This window comes from Streptomyces sp. NPDC002004 (assembly GCF_053593975.1).
The window spans coordinates 583,537-598,823 of record NZ_JBSFDP010000001.1; the positions used below are offsets into that span (position 1 = coordinate 583,537).

Consider the following 15,287-nt stretch of genomic DNA (forward strand, 5'->3'; position numbering starts at 1 on the left):
TGGTGCCGGGAAAGGTGCGGCTTCATCGCTGCCTCCCTACGGGGCCGACCGCTTGGGGGGCGGGGTGGCCGTTGCTGCGGTCGGCGAGGGGGGTACTTGGCTGCGGCGGCTGGGGCCGCGGCGCACCGGCAGTCCGGTGGCCCGGCGGGCGGCCGCGATGCCGAGCCATACCGCGACGAGCCCGGCGAGAAGGCTCGTCAGGGCGTAGGCGTCGGCCTTTGACCAGTCGCCCAGCGAGAGCAGGTGGTGCAGCTCCACCGTGTAGGTGGAGAAGGTGGTGTATCCGCCGAGGAAGCCGACGCCCAGGAAGGGCCGGACGTAGCGGCTGGGCGGCCACACCTCCAGGACGCAGACCATGAGCAGTCCCAGGGCGAAGCTTCCGGAGATGTTGGTGAGGAACGTGGCCCAGGGGAACCCGCCGGCCGGGGTGGGCCAGGCGAGGGCGAGGCCGTAGCGGGCGAGGCTGCCCAGCCCGCCGCCCAGGGCGATCACCGCAAGGACATCCACCTGGCGGGAACGCCTGGCTTTGGCTGGTGGCCGGGGAGGGGCCTGCGGCCGGGCGCCGACCTCGACGTCCGGGTCGACCGGCAGAACCTCCGCTGGCGGCGCTGCGTCGCCGCGGGGCCGGGCTGGGGGTTCTCCGCGGGACATTGTTCTTCTCACCGAGCTGCGCTTGTGCGGTCCGACGGTGGTCCGCGGGCCTCACGCTGTCGGCCCCGCGCGGTCCGTCGGACGCTGGGCGGAAGGGCCGTGGGGCAGCGGCTGCGAATCGGTTGAGACGCTGTCCGGGACGGGCGGGACATGACGGCCTCCTACCTGTGGGCGTGCCTGCGTGGCAGGTACCAGGTAGGGACTGTTGTCGACCCAGGTATGCGGTCGCGGTTTCGGCGAGCCCCACCGCCATCAATGTCACTCTACGCCGTCGACCTGGCGAGGACGAGGGTCGGAATTGTCCTGTCCGTCCCGGTGGATGATGCGGACAGCCGTGATGAGATGCGGCCGCGTGACACGGATGTCCTCGTCGAGGTCAGCCCTCACGGCCGATTGCGGTGGGCGCGATGTCAACCGGCTCCAATGTCGCCAGCATGCCCATGCCCATGCCCATGCGGTCCAGGCGGATCAGGAAGGCCTGCAGCACGGCCATGTCGTCCACAAGCACGATCTCGACGGGAAGGTGCCGAACGACCTCGAACGGTCTCTCCTGCCGCAAGGTGCCGCCGTCTCCGAACCCGGCGATGGCGGAGCGCATGCTCGCCCCGAGCAGGCCGCTCTCATGGGCACACAGGACGATCTGCTCCGCCGTCGGTGACCCGTGCCGTGACGGACGCGCGCCATCGAGGTAGATCGTCAGCCGACCGAATTGTGTTGGCGAGGCCACGGGCTCCTCCTCAACCGACGGCGGGAGAGAGCACATCGTCCGGAGAGCGGGCGACCGACAATCCCCGCACTCCCATCGGACCACACCTGACACAGGCCAGCAAGGATCCCCGGGCGGAGACCGTGGTCGGTGGGTGCGGAACGAGAGGAGAGGGGGTGATCAGCACGTGGACCGTACTGGCTACGCGGGTTCGCACGCCGGATTCGGGCGCACGAGGACCGCACGTCGTTCAACCCCGGCGCCGTGCACAACACCGCGCCGTCATTCCGCCCCCGCCTCCGGCCCCGAACCCTGGGCGCCGGAAGTCGTCAGAAGCTGATCGAGTTGATCGTTTCCGCTATCGAGTTCAGGAAACGCTGTATGGACGGCGCCATCCCCGTCGACGCGAGGAAGAAGCCGAAGAGCACCGCGACGATGGCGGGGCCCGCCTTGAGCGATCCCCCGCGGATCAGCACCACCAGGACGATCGCCAACAGCAGCACAACTGACAGCGAAATGGCCACAACTGATCACACACCCTCGGTCGGTCCGCTCTCCCGGCCCGGGGGTACAGCCCGGCACCCCCGCCAGAACCATCGTGCCACCAACACGCCCGCCCTATGCGACACGTGACGCAACGTTGGGCACGCAGGTACGGACCTACAACGGGGGCCGCGCTGCGGAGCGGCCTGCGGACGAGTGCGCTCCGCCCCGACGAGGGCCAATTCACCAGGGCGCGGCACACGTAATTCGATGTGATCGTTTCCATATCCACACATCACGTTCGCAGGCAATTCGAATTACCGTAGCGCGCGTCACATCGCACGCGCCGAACGCTGCCTATATAGCACCATTTAAGAGGGATTAAGTGGGGCGTATCGGGACACTTTAGCCTTGCTCTCGACTCCGGGGAGATAATCCGCAGGAAGATATGCAGAACGTGAGGTCCAGCACACCCGTAATGGCCTGCGGGGTTTTACGGAATAACGCGGACGCGGCTAAGGTGCCTCGAATGTTCCACGCTGCCACGACCCCGCATGGCACGTCCTCCAGCTCGGCGGAGCGCGACCGGACGGCCCCCGCGTCCCCTGCGCCGGTGGCCGGACCCGCCGGCTCCGCCGCCGAAGAGCCCGCGAAGCCGAAACAGCGCGACGCGTTCTTCGACAACGCCAAGTACCTGGCGATCGTGCTGGTGGCCATGGGCCACTCCTGGGAACCGCTGACGGACGGCAGCCGCACGGCGGAAGCGCTGTACATGATCGTGTACACGTTCCACATGCCGGCGTTCATCATCATCTCCGGCTACTTCTCGCGCAGCTTCGACATGCGGCCGGACCGGCTCAAGCGGCTGGTGACCGGCGTGGCCGTGCCGTATGTGATCTTCGAGGTGGCGTACGCGCTCTTCAAGCGGTGGGCGGACCACGATCCGAACCACCCGATCAGCCTGCTGGACCCCTGGTACCTGACCTGGTTCCTGGCCGCGCTGTTCATCTGGCGGCTGACCACCCCCCTGTGGAAGGTCGTGCGGTGGCCGCTGCCGCTCGCGCTGGCGATCGCCGTGCTGGCGTCCGTCTCCCCCGACATCGGCGACGACCTCGACCTCCAGCGGGTGCTCCAGTTCCTGCCCTTCTTCGTCCTCGGCCTGAACCTGAAGCCGCACCACTTCCAGATGGTCCGGCGCCGCGAGATCCGGATCCTGTCCGTGCCCCTGTTCGCCGTCGCGTTCGTCGTGGCCTACTGGGCGGCTCCGCGGATGACCTCGGCGTGGTTCTACCACCGCGACAGCGCGCAGGAGCTCGGCGTCCCGTGGTGGGTCGGGGTCGTGATGACGTTCGCGCTGTTCGGCTGCTCGATCGTGCTCACCTCATGCTTCTTCGCCTGGGTGCCGCGCCGGAAGATGTGGTTCACCGTGCTGGGCGCGGGCACGCTCTACGGCTATCTGTTGCACGGCTTCCTGGCGAAGGGCTCCCGCTTCTGGGGCTGGTTCGACGACTTCGCCTGGCTGCACAGTCCGTACGGAGAGGTCTTCGTGACCCTGGTCGCGGCCGCCGTCGTGTCGCTGCTGTGCACCCCGCCCGTGCGCCGGGTGTTCCGCTGGGCGATGGAGCCGGAGATGCGGTGGGCGTTCAAACCGGACCCCCGGGCCCGGGAGACCGTTGCGACGGCGGGCTGACGCGCCGCCGAACGCCCTCGGGACCGGCAGCGGGCCGCTCAGCGGCCTCCGGTGAGCCCCAGCAGCCCCCGCATCACCGCGTACTTCCTGGTCAGCCGGTCGCGGGTGGCCGCGTCCAGGACGGCGAGGCGCTCCGGGTCGGCGTTGTGGGCGAGGTCGGCCTCCTTGACCAGCAGAGCGCCCGGTGTGTCCAGGATGCGCCGGGCGTACGCCTCCGGGGGTTCGCCGGACCGCTTGGTGACGGCGAGCACGATGTCCTTCGTCCCCTGCGACAGCGCCGCGTCCTCGAGCCACTGCCGTGACAGCGCGTCGTCCTCGACGGCGTCGTGCAGCCAGGCCGCCGCGACCTGTTCGGGGGAGCCGCCGCGCTCGCGCACACCGTCGGCGACGGCCCGCAGATGCTCGGTGTAGGGGCGCCCGGCCTTGTCGGTCCGGCCGGCGTGCGCCTCGCAGGCGATCGCCTCGACCTCGTCCAGGGTCAGGAACTGCCGTGTCATACGGACCTCCTCGTCGCCGCGCCCCGGCCGGGCGCGGCACTCGTGCTCAGCCCACTCCCCCACGCCCCGGGGCGCCCGCCCCCGGCCGCCGCTCTTTGGTCAGGGCTCCCGGCATATCAGCAGCAGCGCCCGGTCGTCGTTGACGTCCTTCGCCACCGCCTCGATCAGATGCCACGCGGCGCCGTGGAAGCCGCCCGCGACATAGCGCTCCGCCTCGCCGGTGAGCCGGTCCATGCCCTCCGCGAGGTCGCGGTCGGAGGTCTCGACGAGGCCGTCGGTGAACAGCATCAGGACATCGCCGGGCCGCAGGGTGCCCTTGATCGGGTCGAACTGCGCCCCGTCGTAGACGCCGAGCAGCGGCCCGTCGGCGGCCTGCTCGGCCCAGCGGCCGGTGCCCGCGCTGAGCTGGAGCGCCGGGAGGTGCCCGGCGGAGAAGAGCTCGTAGTCGCCCGAGTCGAGGTCCAGGACGAGGTGGACGGAGGTCGCGAAGCCCTCGTCCCAGTCCTGACGCAGCAGATAGCCGTTGGCGGCGGGCAGGAACGCGTGCGGCGGCAGGGAGCCGAGCAGCCCGCCGAAGGCGCCGGAGAGCAGCAGTGCGCGGGAGCCGGCGTCCATGCCCTTGCCGGAGACGTCCGTGAGGACCACTTCGAGGGTGCGGCCGCCGTTGGTCCGGGCCGCGACGACGAAGTCGCCGGAGAAGGACTGGCCGCCCGCGGGCCGCAGCGACATCTCGCGGTGCCAGCCGGGCGGCAGCTGGGGCAGCTTGCTCTGGATGCGGATGCGCTCGCGCAGGTCGAACAGCATGGTGCCGCCACGTCGCCACGGAACGCCGACCCGGCTGCGGAACTGCGCTATCAGCAGTCCGAAGAAACCGCACGCGGCGACCACGAGCACCACACCGGGGGTCACCCGGGAGGGGCCCTCGCCGTACGGGCCGAGGGCGAGGGACTCGACGATGAGCGCGGCGGCCGCGGTGGCGTACAGGCCGAGCAGGCTCGCCGGGCGCAGCAGCAGACCGCCCGCGACGATGGGGAGGACGAGCGCGGCGGGCGAGCACCACACGGGGTCGGCCAGGGTGCAGCCGGCGATCAGGGGGATCGTGAGGATCAGGCCGACGAGCGCGATCCAGTCGGAGCCGTCGCCGCGGAAGTAGTCGACCCCTGATTTGCGCAGGCCGGTGCGGACCCGGTGCAGTCGCTTCTTCATCCGGGCCGTGAACGTCTCGGCTTCCGCGCGTCGTCCCGCCATTGCTCGGCGACCCTATCCAGCGGGCAAGGTGCTTCGCACGGGAGGTCCCACTTGTCCCCCGTCCGGGGCCGCGCGGCCCGCGGGAAAATGTCTCGCTGATCCCGTCGCGCCCTGGTAGGCATGGCTCATGACGATGGACGTGCGGGTGCTGCGGCCTGCCGACTGGGACACGTGGTACGGGCGGCTGGAGCTTGCGTTCGGCGGTGTGGCCGAGGCACCCGAGGAACGGGAACTGTGGCGGTCGCTCACCGAGTTCGACCGGTCGATCGGCGTGTGGGACGGCGAGGAGTGCGTCGGAACGGCGGGGGCGTTCTCGTTCCGGCTGTCCGTCCCCGGCGGCGCCGTGGTGCCCGCCGCGGGCGTCACGATGGTCAGCGTCGCCGCCACGCACCGCCGGCGCGGGGTGCTCACCTCGATGATGCGGCGCCAGCTGGACGACGTCCGGTCCTGGGGGGAGCCGCTGGCGGTGCTGACGGCGTCGGAGCCGGTGATCTACGGCCGGTTCGGCTACGGGATCGCCACGGCGCAGCTCGCCGCCGACATCGACACGGACCGGGTGCGGCTGTCCGTGCCGCCCGGCACGGACGAGGTGACGCTGCGGTTCGCGGACCCCGTGGGCGTACGCGATGTGTGCGAGGCCGTGTACGCGCTCCGGGTGCCCGGGCGGCCCGGGATGCTGGCTCGCGGGCCGGGCTGGGAGAACCTGCCGGTGCTCGATCCGGAGAGCGAGCGCAGGGGCTCGTCGCCGCTGCAGTGCGTGCTGGCGGAGCGCGACGGGGAGGTCGTCGGGTACGCGCGCTTCCACAACAAGCCCGACTGGGACGCGTCCGGCCCGAAGGGCACGGTGGTGCTCCGGGATCTGGAGGCGCTGGAGCCGGCGGCGTACGCGGCGCTGTGGCGGTTCCTCTTCGACATCGACCTGACGGGCACGGTCTCGCTGCGCAACCGCCCCGTGGACGACCCCTGGCAGCACCTGGTCTCCGACATCCGCCGCTGCGGCGTACGCCTGCGGGACTCGCTGCACGTGCGGCTCGTGGACGTCGGCGCTGCCCTGGAGGCGCGGACGTACCTGACGCCCGTGGATGTGGTCCTGGAGGTGGAGGACGCCTTCTGTCCGTGGAACGCGGGGCGTTGGCGGCTCACCGGCGACGCCAAGGGCGCCTCCTGCGTGCGGACCGGGGACGACCCCGATCTCGCCCTGTCGGTGCGGGAGTTGGGTGCCGCCTATCTCGGCGGGGTGCAGCTCGCCGCGCTCGCGGGCGCCGGGCGGGTGCGGGAGCTGCGCGAGGGCGCGCTGGCCGAGGCGTCACCGGCCTTCGGTTCGACGCTGGCACCCTGGCTGCCGCACGGTTTCTGATCCTGGTGCGGTGCCCGGCCCGTCAGTGCTTCTGGCAGGCCGGGCACCAGAACAGATTGCGGGCGGCGAGACCGGCGGTGCGGATCTCGCCGCCACAGATGTGGCAGGGCAGGGTGGCCCTGCGGTACACGTACACCTCGCCGCCGTGGTCGTCGACGCGCGGCGGGCGGCCCATCGCCTCCGGGGTGTGCTCGGGGCGCACGGTGTCGATGCGGTTGTTGCGCACGCCCTCGTGCATCAGCTCCACGAGGTCCGTCCAGATGGCGGTCCATTCGGCGTACGAGATGTCCCTGCCCACGCGGTAGGGATCAATGCCGTGCCGGAAGAGGACCTCGGCGCGGTAGACGTTGCCGACGCCCGCGACGACCTTCTGGTCCATCAGCAGCGCGGCGATCGTCGTGCGGCTCCGGGAGATCCGGCGGTAGGCCCGGTCGGGGTCGTCGCCGTCGCGGAGCGGGTCGGGGCCGAGCCGGTCGTGTATCGCCTGTTTCTCGGCGTCCGTGATCAGTGCGCAGGTCGTGGGGCCGCGCAGGTCGGCGTAGGCGGTGGAGCCGATCAGGCGGAGGCGGACCGTGTCGGTGGGCGGCGGGACCGGGTGCGCGCCGAAGCCGTACTTGCCGAAGAGGCCCAGGTGGACGTGGACCCAGCCGACGGCCGCGAAGCCGAGGAACAGGTGCTTGCCGTGTGCCTCGGCGGCGGTCAGGGGGGCACCGTCGAGGAGGGCGGCACTGTCCGCGAACTTGCCCTGGGGACTCGTCACCCGGACCGGGGCGTCCAGGAAGCGCTCCCGGTGGTCGGCCGCCAGCCGGTGAATCGTGTGCCCTTCCGGCACGGGTCTGTCTCCAAGGCGTAGGGATGTGGTGCGGGAACACGGCGGAGGGGCACCCGCTGACCGGGTGCCCCTCCGGTACGTCGGCTACTGCTGCGGGTGGTGCGCCGGGATCGCAGGCAGCTCGCCCGTCGTCTCGTAGTGCGTCAGCATGTCGATCCGCCGCACGTGACGCTCGTCGCCCGAGAACGGGGTGGCGAGGAAGATCTCGACGAACTTGGTCGCCTCTTCCGTGGAGTGCATACGGGCGCCGACGGCGATGACGTTGGCGTTGTTGTGCTCACGGCCGAGCGCGGCGGTCTGCTCGCTCCAGGCCAGTGCGGCGCGGACGCCCTTGACCTTGTTGGCCGCGATCTGCTCGCCGTTGCCGGAGCCGCCGATCACGATGCCGAGGGAGTCCGGGTCCGCGGCCGTCCGCTCGGCGGTCCGCAGACAGAACGGCGGGTAGTCGTCCTGGGCGTCGTAGATGTGGGGGCCGCAGTCGACGGGCTCGTGCCCGTGCGCCTTGAGCCACTCGACGAGGTGGTTCTTCAGTTCGTAGCCGGCATGATCCGAGCCGAGGTACACGCGCATGGCTCCGAGTGTGGCATGCGCGCGGCGCCCGGCGTGGCAGCGGGGTCACGGCGGGTTCGCGGAGGATGCCGTGACGCGGGTCGCGGCGGCGCGGTTGCCCGGCCCATCCGTCTGTGGCACATGTCACGGTCGACCCGGCCGCTGAGCCCGTCCGAACCGACGGGTAGCCCCACCGGACCGCCCGGAACTGCGCCTTCGGCCGCCACGGAATCCGCAGCGGCGCACCTACGGAATGCGCACAACGAATCGGAGTCGGGTCTTCCGTAATTCGTAACCCTGGGTTTCAATGCCAGGGCTCGTTGACCCGAGAACCTAAGGATTCGTCCATGACCTCGCAACCCAACCTTGCGAAGGCAGACAGCGCACCCGGCACCCCCGGGAATCCGCAGCCGCACAACAGCGGCGGCGACGGCCTGAAGGCAGGCCTCAAAAACCGCCACCTTTCCATGATCGCGATCGGTGGCGTGATCGGCGCCGGCCTGTTCGTCGGCTCCGGCTCCGGCATCGCCACCGCCGGCCCCGCCATCCTCATCTCCTACGCGCTGGTCGGCGCGCTGGTCGTGTTCGTGATGCGGATGCTCGGCGAGATGGCCGCGGCCAACCCGGCCTCCGGCTCCTTCTCCGAATACGCCGACCGTGCACTGGGCCGCTGGGCCGGATTCACGATCGGCTGGCTGTACTGGTTCTTCTGGGTCGTCGTGCTGGCCGTCGAGGCCACCGCCGGTGCCGTGATCCTCAACGGCTGGGTGCCCTCGGTGCCGCAGTGGGCCTGGGCGCTCATCGTGATGCTGGTGCTCACCGGGACGAACCTGGCCTCGGTCAGCTCCTACGGCGAGTTCGAGTTCTGGTTCGCCGGCATCAAGGTCGTCGCGATCGGCGCGTTCATCGTCGTCGGCCTGCTCGCCGTCTTCGGCGTGCTGCCGGGCTCCGACAACCCGGGTGCCGGGTTCGCGCACCTCACGGACACGCACGGCTTCCTGCCGAACGGCTGGGGCGCCATCCTCACCGGTGTGCTGATGGTCGTCTTCTCCTTCATGGGCAGCGAGATCGTGACGCTCGCCGCCGGTGAGTCGGAGGACCCCCAGCGCGCGGTCACCAAGGCCACCAACAGCGTGATCTGGCGGATCGGCGTCTTCTACCTGGGCTCGATCTTCGTCGTGCTGACGCTGCTGCCCTGGAACGACAAGTCGATCACCAAGGACGGCTCGTACGTCGCCGCGCTGAACTCGATCGGCATCCCGCACGCCGGCCAGTTCATGAACGTCATCGTGCTGACGGCCGTGCTCTCCTGCCTCAACTCCGGTCTGTACACCGCGTCCCGCATGGCGTTCTCGCTCGGCCAGCGCGGCGACGCGCCGAAGGCCTTCGGACGCACCAACGCGCGCGGCGTGCCGCAGGCCGCGATCCTCGGCTCGGTCGTCTTCGGCTTCCTCGCGGTCTTCTTCAACTACGAGTGGCCCGACACCGTCTTCAAGTTCCTGCTGAACTCGTCCGGCGCGGTCGCCCTGTTCGTGTGGCTGGTCATCTGCTTCACGCAGCTGCGGATGCGCGGCATCATCCAGCGCGAGATGCCGGAGCGCCACGTCGTGAGGATGTGGCTCTTCCCGTACCTGACCTGGGCCACGATCGGCATGATCTCGTTCGTGCTGGTCTACATGCTCACCGACAAGGACGGCCGCGACCAGGTGCTGCTGTCGCTGCTCGTCGCGGCGATCGTGGTCGCCATCTCGCTGGTGCGGGACATGCTCGGACGGAAGAGCCCGGCCCCTGCGGCCGACGGCGTCTCCGACGCGGCCGCCCGCGAAGAGGTCGCCCCGTAGCGGCAAAAAGCTGACGGCAGTTGTCAGGTTTGACGGACAGGCTCTCCCTCGTCGCAACGACGTCCCCGTGGACGTCGCCAACGAGGGAGGGCCTTTTCCGTGAGCCTGTCGGATTTCAGCGCGGACCGTGTCGTACTGCTGCCCGGTGACACCGGGTACGAGGAGGAGCTCGCCGGTTTCCAGACCGGGTGCACCCAGCGGCCGGCCGTGATCTTCGCGGCGTCCTCGGCCGAGGACGTGGCCGCGGCGGTGTCGTACGCGGCATCGGAGGGACTGCCCGTGGGCGTCCGGGCGACCGGCCACGGGGTGCCGGGGGACGCGGAGGGCGGCGTCCTGATCACCACCCGGCGGATGGACGGGGTGACCGTCGACGCCGAGGCGCGCTCCGCACGCATCCAGGCGGGCGCCCGCTGGGGCCGGGTCGTCGAGGCCGCGGCGCCCCACGGCCTGGTTCCGCTCAACGGCTCGTCGCCGGGCGTGGGCGCCGTCTCCTACACACTGGGCGGCGGACTCGGCATCCTCGGCCGGACGTTCGGTTACGCCGCCGACCACGTCCGGCGCATGGAGGTGGTCACCGCCGACGGAAAGCTGCGCGAGGTGTCGCCGGAGTCCGACCCCGGTCTGTTCTGGGCCCTGCTCGGCGGCGGGCACAACTTCGGCGTGGTGACCGAGCTGGAGACCGGCCTGGTGCCGCTCACCCGTCTGTACGGCGGTTCGGTGTCGTTCGACGGCGGCGTGGTCTCCCCGGCACAGGTGCTGCGGGCGTACAAGCAGTGGGCCACGACCGTCCCGGACGAGCTGACGTCGTCCTTCGCCGCCGTGACCTACCCGGACGTGCCCGCGCTGCCCGGGCATCTGCGCGGGCGGTACATCCTCTCCGTGCGGGTCGCGTACACGGGGAGCGCCGCCGACGGGGAGCGGCTGACGGCCCCGCTGCGCGGGATCGGTCCGGTGCTCGCGGACTCGCTGCGCGAGATGCCGTACGCCGAGAGCCACACCATCCACAGCGACCCGGACTTCCCGCACGCGTACTACGGGGACAGCGCGGTGCTGCGCGAGCTGGATGCGGACGCGGCCGACGAGGTCCTGGCGCTCACCGGTCCCGGTGCGCCGATGATGTGCGTGGTGCAGGTCAACCACCTGGGCGGAGCGCTCGGCGGGAAGGCTCCGAACGCGGTGCCGCACCGCGACGGGGCGTTCCTGGTGCGGCTGCTCACCGTGCTCGGGGACCGCGGTGCCGCTCGGGCGCACCTGGACCGGGCGTTCGCGCCGCTGGCACCGTGGACCACGGGCCGCGCGCTCAACTTCGCCTTCGGTGCGGGCGACCGCACGGAGGGCCTGTACGACCCCGAGACGCACAAGAGGCTCGCCGGACTGAAGTCGGAGTACGACCCGGCGAACCTCTTCCGCAGGAACTACAACATCAGGTGAGCGGACACCCGATGCCGTGCGGTGTCACTTCCTGACGAGCTTCCAGGCGGTGGGCAGCGCGCCCATCGCCAGGGCGGCCTTCACGGCGTCGCCGATCAGGAACGGCGTCAGGCCGGCCGCGACGGCGGCGGTCAGCGACATACCGGTGGCGAAGGCCAGGTAGGGCACGCCGATCGCGTAGATGATCGCCTCGCCGACGACCATCGTCCCGGCGGTGCGCAGCACGGAGCGGTCGCCGCCGCGGCGGGCCAGCGCGCCGACCACCGTCGACGCGAGCAGCATGCCGAGGATGTAGCCGAAGGACGGGGCGCTCGCACCGGAGGTGCCCTGTGCGAACCACGGCAGGCCCGCCACACCGGCGAGCGCGTACAGCGCGAGCGACAGGAAGCCACGGCGGGCGCCGAGCGCGGTGCCGACGAGGAGCGCGGCGAAGGTCTGGCCGGTCACCGGCACCGGGGAACCCGGGATCGGCACGGCGATCTGCGCGGCGAGGCCGGTGAGCGCTGCGCCGCCGACGACGAGCGCGGCGTCCCGGACCCGGGCGCGGGTCTCGGACGACGCGGGGAGGAGGTCGGCCAGGACCTCGCCGGGGCGATGGGTGACGGCGGCGGTGCTCATCGGTGGACTCCGCGGGATGGTCGGGACGGTTGGGAACCCGGTGACCGTATCCCAGGGCGCGGACGAAGATCAGCGTCTGCCGCCGACAAACCGACGAGCGCGGTGTTGGTGTGCTTCATACAAAGCGTGGGGTCTCCACACGCCGGGGGGTGATGCTGGTCACTCCGTCCAGGCTGGGAGCACGCTCGTTTTGCACGGGAGGGCCCGGGCGCCGGAGACTGTGGAGTCTCACCAAATCGTCCGCTCGCCATGAAAGCCGTCACCAGCACCATGCACCAGTCGAGCCCCTCCGCCCGCACCACGGAAGCAATGAGGGCCGACGAGCCGCTCGGCGGAGGCCTCAAGCAGCGGCATCTGACCATGCTCGGGCTCGGCGGGGTGATCGGCGCCGGGCTGTTCGTCGGGTCCGGGGCCGGGATCGCGGTCGCGGGGCCCGGGATCGTCGTGTCGTATCTGATCGCGGGGGCGCTCGCGATGTGCGTGATGCGGATGCTGGGCGAGATGTCGGCGGCGATGCCCGCGTCCGGGTCGTTCTCGGTGCACGCCGAGCGGGCGCTCGGGCGGTGGGCCGGGTTCTCGGTGGGCTGGCTGTACTGGTTCATGCTCGTGGTCGTGCTGGCCGTGGAGGCGACCGGCGCGGCACGCATCGCGAGCGGCTGGGCGCCCGGGGTGCCGCAGTGGGCGTGGGTGCTGGTCTTCATGCTCGTGTTCACCGGGGCGAACCTCTCGGCGGTGAAGAACTTCGGCGAGTTCGAGTTCTGGTTCGCCACGCTGAAGGTCGGCGCGATCGTGGTGTTCCTGGTGCTGGGCGTGCTCGCGATCTTCGGGGTGCTGCCGGACACCCACGCCGTGGGGCTCGGCCATCTGACCGGCGCGGGCGGGTTCCTGCCGCACGGCTGGGACGGCGTTGTCTCCGGTGTCCTCGCCGTCGTCTTCGCGTTCGGCGGCCTGGAGGTCGTCACCATCGCGGCGGCCGAGTCGGACGACCCGGCGCGGTCGGTGGCGCGGGCCGTGCGCAGCGCGGTGTTCCGGATCCTGTTCTTCTACGTCGGGTCGATGCTCGTCATCGTCACGGTGCTGCCGTGGACGGCGCAGCAGCCCGGGCTGAGCCCGTATGTGAAGGTGCTCGACACGATCGGGGTGCCGTCCGCGGGCCAGTTGATGAACATCGTGGTGTTCGTGGCGCTGCTCTCGGCGCTCAACGCCAATCTGTACGGGGCTTCGCGGATGGTGTTCTCGCTGGCCGAGCGCGGTGAGGCACCGAGGGGACTGCTCGTGGTGTCCGGCGGCGGGGTGCCGCGGCGGGCGGTCCTCGCCTCGGTGGCGTTCGGGTTCGTCTCCGTCGTCCTCAATCTGGAGTGGCCCGACTCGGTCTTCCTCTATCTGCTCAACTCGGTCGGCGCGGTGCTGCTCTTCGTCTGGGGCCTGATCGCGGTGTCGCAGCTGCGGTTGCGGCGCCGGCTCGAACTGGAGGCACCGGAGCGGCTGGTGCTGAGGATGTGGGCCTACCCCTGGCTCACCTGGGCGACGCTCTTCGGCGTGGCGGTGGTGCTCGTGCTCATGCTCGGGGACGACGGGGCCCGGCCCCAGGTGCTGTGGTCCGCCGGGGCGACGGTTCTCGTGCTGGGCGTGGCGCTGGTGCGCGAGGTGCGGGCGCGCCGCGGATAGGAGCGCGTGGGCACCGCGGAAAGGGGTAGGCGGTCGTCTGCCGGCCATCCGGCAGCCGCCGTAGCGGAATGTGTGCTTTCCGTGATCGTTGCGTCCGAATACCGGGAAAGCCACTCCTCTGAGCGGTGCGTCCCCCACACTGGCGGGGTTTCCGCTCGTAGTCTCACGCATTGGACCAGCCGCGCCCATGTCTCGGACCCCTCAGGACGTCGAGCCGAACTCCACGGCATCCGACTCCGCCGCCGGCACCGCGCCGGCCCTGTCGCACGGACTCAAGCAACGTCATCTGTCGATGATCGCCCTGGGCGGTGTCATCGGCGCGGGCCTCTTCGTGGGCTCCGGGGCCGGCATCGCCGCAGCCGGCCCGTCGATCGTCATCGCGTACGCCGTGTCCGGTCTGCTGGTCATGCTGGTGATGCGCATGCTCGGCGAGATGTCGGCCGCGTACCCCTCCTCGGGTTCCTTCTCGGCACACGCCGAGCGGGCGATCGGGCCGTGGGCGGGCTTCACGGCCGGCTGGTCGTTCTGGGTGCTGCTGTGCACGGCCGTCGGCCTGGAGGGCATGGGCGCCGCGCACATCGCCCACGGCTGGCTGCCCGGTGTGCCCGAGTGGGCCTGGGTCGCCCTGTTCATGGTCGTGTTCTGCGGTGCGAACCTCGCGGCCGTGAAGAACTTCGGCGAGTTCGAGTTCTGGTTCGCCGCCCTCAAGGTCGGCGCGATCACGCTCTTCCTCGTCCTCGGTCTGCTCGCGATCCTCGGAGTCCTGCCCGGCACCGACTCCCCCGGCACGAGCAACCTCACCGGTGACGGCGGCTTCCTGCCGAACGGCAGCGAGGGCCTCGTGATCGGCCTGCTCGCCTCGGTCTTCGCATACGGCGGTCTGGAGACCGTCACGATCGCCGCGGCGGAGTCCGAGAAGCCCATCGAGGGCGTCGCGAAGGCCGTGAAGACGGCGATGTGGCGCATCGCGCTGTTCTACATCGGCTCGATGGCGGTCATCGTCACGCTGCTGCCGTGGAACGACAAGAACGTCGTCGCCAAGGGCCCCTACGTCGCGACCCTCGACCACCTGGGCATCCCGGCGGCCGGCCAGATCATGAACATCGTCGTGCTGGTCGCCCTGCTCTCCGCGATGAACGCCAACATCTACGGTTCCTCGCGCATCGCGTATTCGCTGGTGGCGCGCGGCCAGGGCCCGAAGGTGCTGGGCAAGGTCTCCGGCGGGGTCCCCCGGGTCGCGGTGCTGGTCTCCTCCGTCTTCGGCTTCGCCTGCGTGCTGCTCAGCTACTGGCGGCCCAACGACGTCTTCGCCTGGCTGCTCAACATGATCGGCGCGGTCATCCTGGTCGTGTGGTTCTTCATCGCCGTCTCGCAGCTGCTGCTGCGCCGCAGGCTGAACCACGAGGCCCCGGAGAAGCTCGTGGTGCGGATGTGGCTGTACCCGGTGCTCACCTGGGTGGCGCTGCTCGCCATGGCCGCGATCTTCGTCCTGATGGCGCGCCAGCCGGACACCCGTGTCCAGCTGTACTCGACCGGCGGCATGACGGTGTTCCTGGCGGTCGTCGGATACGCCTGGCAGAAGGCCCGTGAGCGCGGTGCCGCGTCCGCCGACGCCACGAAGGCGGCGGCCGAGCCCGCGCTCGAGGACGCGTAACCGACCGGACCCCCGGCCACGAGAAGGGCCCCTGCCCGGAGCATCCGCTCCGCGCAGGGGCT

The 15,287-nt window shown here is 70.8% G+C and carries 14 protein-coding genes; 6 read left to right on the forward strand and 8 right to left on the reverse strand.

Annotated elements, in window-relative coordinates:
* Positions 1-36: 36 nt before the first annotated feature.
* The 3 genes from crcB to ACWCP6_RS02540 all read right to left on the reverse strand — a co-directional run bounded on the left by crcB (position 37) and on the right by ACWCP6_RS02540 (position 1,881).
* Positions 37-507, reverse strand: coding sequence for a fluoride efflux transporter CrcB (crcB, locus tag ACWCP6_RS02530; protein ID WP_450930443.1), 471 nt, complete (start codon positions 505-507; stop codon positions 37-39).
* A gap of 520 nt (positions 508-1,027) precedes the next feature.
* Positions 1,028-1,378 (reverse strand): DUF190 domain-containing protein, encoded by a 351-nt coding sequence (locus tag ACWCP6_RS02535; RefSeq protein ID WP_450930444.1) that lies wholly within the window; start codon positions 1,376-1,378, stop codon positions 1,028-1,030.
* Between the two features lie 308 nt (positions 1,379-1,686).
* On the reverse strand, positions 1,687-1,881 hold the full coding sequence (locus ACWCP6_RS02540) for a hypothetical protein (protein WP_450930445.1): 195 nt from the start codon (positions 1,879-1,881) through the stop codon (positions 1,687-1,689).
* 488 nt (positions 1,882-2,369) lie between these two features.
* Here ACWCP6_RS02540 and ACWCP6_RS02545 point away from each other — a divergent pair, with 488 nt between their 5' ends.
* Entirely contained in the window at positions 2,370-3,530 is a 1,161-nt protein-coding gene (locus ACWCP6_RS02545; protein WP_450930446.1) for an acyltransferase family protein, read from the forward strand.
* Positions 3,531-3,568: 38 nt separating this feature from the next.
* Here ACWCP6_RS02545 and ACWCP6_RS02550 read toward each other — a convergent pair whose 3' ends face one another.
* Positions 3,569-4,027 carry an HD domain-containing protein gene (locus tag ACWCP6_RS02550; protein WP_450930447.1) on the reverse strand — a complete coding sequence of 153 codons (459 nt, stop codon included), beginning with the start codon at positions 4,025-4,027 and terminating at the stop codon, positions 3,569-3,571.
* 99 nt (positions 4,028-4,126) lie between these two features.
* Positions 4,127-5,275: a PP2C family protein-serine/threonine phosphatase gene (locus ACWCP6_RS02555; protein ID WP_450930448.1), complete on the reverse strand. Its 1,149-nt coding sequence runs from the start codon at positions 5,273-5,275 to the stop codon at positions 4,127-4,129.
* A 127-nt stretch (positions 5,276-5,402) separates the two neighbouring features.
* On the opposite strand from ACWCP6_RS02555, the gene ACWCP6_RS02560 reads away from it, so the two are divergent.
* Entirely contained in the window at positions 5,403-6,632 is a 1,230-nt protein-coding gene (locus ACWCP6_RS02560) for a GNAT family N-acetyltransferase (protein WP_450930449.1), read from the forward strand.
* 22 nt (positions 6,633-6,654) lie between these two features.
* On the opposite strand, the gene ACWCP6_RS02565 is transcribed toward ACWCP6_RS02560, so the two are convergent.
* Entirely contained in the window at positions 6,655-7,464 is an 810-nt protein-coding gene (locus ACWCP6_RS02565) for an Fpg/Nei family DNA glycosylase (protein ID WP_450930450.1), read from the reverse strand.
* A gap of 84 nt (positions 7,465-7,548) precedes the next feature.
* Positions 7,549-8,034, reverse strand: coding sequence for a ribose-5-phosphate isomerase (locus ACWCP6_RS02570; RefSeq protein WP_450930451.1), 486 nt, complete (start codon positions 8,032-8,034; stop codon positions 7,549-7,551).
* Between the two features lie 326 nt (positions 8,035-8,360).
* Between ACWCP6_RS02570 and ACWCP6_RS02575 the strand changes: the two genes are divergently transcribed.
* Complete coding sequence (locus tag ACWCP6_RS02575; RefSeq protein ID WP_450930452.1) at positions 8,361-9,854, forward strand: amino acid permease; 1,494 nt, start codon at positions 8,361-8,363, stop codon at positions 9,852-9,854.
* 99 nt (positions 9,855-9,953) lie between these two features.
* On the forward strand, positions 9,954-11,285 hold the full coding sequence (locus tag ACWCP6_RS02580; protein ID WP_450930453.1) for an FAD-binding oxidoreductase: 1,332 nt from the start codon (positions 9,954-9,956) through the stop codon (positions 11,283-11,285).
* 24 nt (positions 11,286-11,309) lie between these two features.
* Here ACWCP6_RS02580 and ACWCP6_RS02585 read toward each other — a convergent pair whose 3' ends face one another.
* A complete protein-coding gene (locus tag ACWCP6_RS02585) occupies positions 11,310-11,903 on the reverse strand; it encodes a biotin transporter BioY (protein WP_450930454.1) in 594 nt (197 codons plus the stop codon).
* Between the two features lie 270 nt (positions 11,904-12,173).
* Here ACWCP6_RS02585 and ACWCP6_RS02590 point away from each other — a divergent pair, with 270 nt between their 5' ends.
* Positions 12,174-13,571: an amino acid permease gene (locus ACWCP6_RS02590; protein WP_450930563.1), complete on the forward strand. Its 1,398-nt coding sequence runs from the start codon at positions 12,174-12,176 to the stop codon at positions 13,569-13,571.
* A 187-nt stretch (positions 13,572-13,758) separates the two neighbouring features.
* A complete protein-coding gene (locus ACWCP6_RS02595; RefSeq protein WP_450930455.1) occupies positions 13,759-15,225 on the forward strand; it encodes an amino acid permease in 1,467 nt (488 codons plus the stop codon).
* Positions 15,226-15,287: the final 62 nt, after the last annotated feature.